The following is a 2405-nucleotide window of genomic DNA, read 5'->3' as shown; positions in this document are numbered from 1 at the left end:
GGCGGCCGGTCATAAACCGCCCGCATAGTTTTCGCCAGCGAAACGCTGCTCAACTCCGCCAGACCCGCGGAAAGCTCGCCGTCCAGAATTTCCTTCGGACCGCCGGGACAGCGGGTGCTGACCACCGGCGTGTCGCAGATAAGCGCCTCTACCAGCACATTACCAAAACCTTCGCTGTCGGAGCTTAAGATCAACATACGGGCATGGCGAATATAGGGATAAGGATTGGTATTGAATGCCTTGAACAGCACCCGATTGGTAATTTGCAAATCTTGCGCCAGAGACTTAAGCCGCCGCAGCATAGCGTCGCTGCCTTTACCTATAATCACCAGAGGCGCCTGAATACCGCTTTCGGCGTAGGCTCTTAGCAACCTATCCTGGCGTTTATTTTCATGCAAACGACCAATGTGAATGAGGTAATCCTGACCGGCCAGTTCACAAGGCGCCTCGGCCAGCTGGCGGATAGCGGTAAAATCGAAGGGATTGTAAACCACTTCGGCCTGGCGCGGTATTACGTTGAAGATCTGTCGGATATCATCCAGGACACCGCGCGAGACGGCGATAATATTACGGTTTTGGTAGAGCGCATGAATTTTCTGGCGCTTCAGCCAGTGCGAAAAGCCCTTACGATGGCTCAAATAGCCTGATGAGAACATAGTATGCAGGCAAAACCAGATGCGATTCCGCGGCAATACGCGGCTACGTGCCACGATGCGGTCGGTTTTATGCAGATGGGAGACCACCAGATCGAAATTGCCGTTGCGCTGTTGCGATGCTAGTACTGCCTTATCCAGCGCCCGGGCCCGACGCGACAGCTCTGTCAGTTTGCGCCAGGGAGTACTGGCGTGGTCAGCAATAATCTGATACTCAACACCGTCCGGTAGCGTGTAGTCGCACACCCCCCGCAGCGAAAATATCGACACCTGATGGCCCTGGGACACTGACCCCTGAGCGAGCGTCAGCAGCACTTTCTCTGCGCCCCCGCCGGGTAAACCATCAATAATCATTAATATACGCATGTTGATTTCCGCTATATGCCGCTGTACACGGTCTGTTTTCCCAGTGATCATACCCTAAGGCGAGAAGAAAATCTCTTTAAGTTTCATTAAGTCCATGAAGGTATTCATCACATTGGCTCACACCTGTCTGGTAGATTATCGCGAACGATCCAGTTTGCGCTGTTAAAGACGGCTGCGTAACATGGATTTTTCTAATTTCAGACTGGATCTAGTATGGCTATCTCTGCTTTTATTATTACTATAGACACAGAAGGCGACAATCTCTGGCAAAACCATGGGCGTATTACTACCGAGAACGCCCGTTTTCTGCCGCGTTTTCAGGCATTATGCGAAAAGCATCACTTCAAGCCGGTGTATCTCACCAATTATGAAATGGCGATGGACGACGCCTTTGTGGACTTCGCTCGCGACGCCATAGCGCGCGGCAGCGCGGAAGTCGGCATGCATCTGCACGCCTGGAATAGCCCGCCAGACCATGATCTTACCGGCAATGACGGGCGTCATAAGCCTTACCTGATCGAATACCCCGAAGCGGTGATGTGGGAGAAAATTCTGTTCATGACGCAGCTGCTGGAAGATACTTTCCAGATAAAAATGCTAAGCCATCGCGCTGGTCGCTGGGCGTTTAACGAGCGTTACGCTGCGATGCTGCTTAAGCTGGGATATCAGGTGGATTGCTCCGTCACTCCGCAGGTGGACTGGCGTCGCTCTCTCGGAGCACCGTCAGGGGCGGGTGGCAGCAATTACCGCCATTTTCCCAATCGCGCCTATTTTATCGATCCCGAGGATATTTCACGTCCTGGCGCTTCATGGCTGCTGGAAGTGCCGATGACCACCGCCTACAAGCATGCTCTATGGGTAAATGCGGTCAGTCAGGTTTACGATCGTCTACGCGGCAAATGGCGCAGCCCCTCGGTGCAATGGCTGCGTCCCGCTGGCGGCAACGCTGCGCAAATGTGCCAGGTGGCGGCGCAGAGCCTGGCCGCCGGAAGTGATTATGTAGAGTTTATGCTACATTCGTCCGAGTTTATGCCGAGCGGTAGCCCGACGTTCAAGGATAAGGCTGCCATAGAGCGGCTATATCACGATTTGGACATGCTGTTCGACAGGTTGCAAAACCGGGTAACTGGTATGACCCTGGCGCAGTATTATCAGCACTGTGTAGGGCAGACGGGAACGTCGGCTTGAGAGGCGGGCGACGGCAGTGTCAGCACCACTGCCAGTGGTAACCAGAACACGTACCAGGCAACGTTAGGATTGCTAAGAATAGGCATATCCTGGGTAAGGTAAAAACCGGCGGTGAACAGGAACAGCGCCCCCTCCAGCCCCTGATGATGATCGCACTGCTGTTTGGCCATGATGCAGCCGTAGCTTATTACCAGAGCC

2 protein-coding genes and 1 pseudogene are annotated in these 2405 nt (G+C 53.8%); 1 reads left to right on the top strand and 2 read right to left on the bottom strand.

The window, feature by feature from the left end:
* Positions 1 to 1019 (bottom strand): glycosyltransferase (locus tag BG74_RS08110; RefSeq protein ID WP_244267449.1); only part of this gene is annotated, 1019 nt, incomplete at its 3' end.
* Positions 1020 to 1232: 213 nt separating this feature from the next.
* Between BG74_RS08110 and BG74_RS08105 the strand changes: the two genes are divergently transcribed.
* A complete protein-coding gene (locus BG74_RS08105; protein ID WP_066597719.1) occupies positions 1233 to 2207 on the top strand; it encodes a polysaccharide deacetylase family protein in 975 nt (324 codons plus the stop codon).
* Here the strand turns inward: BG74_RS08105 and BG74_RS14110 are convergent.
* A pseudogene (locus tag BG74_RS14110) lies at positions 2171 to 2405 on the bottom strand (hypothetical protein); the annotation flags it as partial. The gene BG74_RS08105 and the pseudogene BG74_RS14110 overlap by 37 nt on opposite strands.

Origin of the sequence: Sodalis-like endosymbiont of Proechinophthirus fluctus (assembly GCF_001602625.1) — a bacterium.
GTDB lineage: Bacteria > Pseudomonadota > Gammaproteobacteria > Enterobacterales > Enterobacteriaceae.
Note: the sequence above shows the minus strand (reverse complement) of the source record. Positions and strands in the feature narration are given on the sequence as shown.

Excerpts from the sequence above, each read along its gene's own strand:
- BG74_RS08105 (WP_066597719.1), top strand. The coding sequence starts at position 1,233 with ATGGCTATCTCTGCTTTTATTATTACTATAGACACAGAAGGCGACAAT.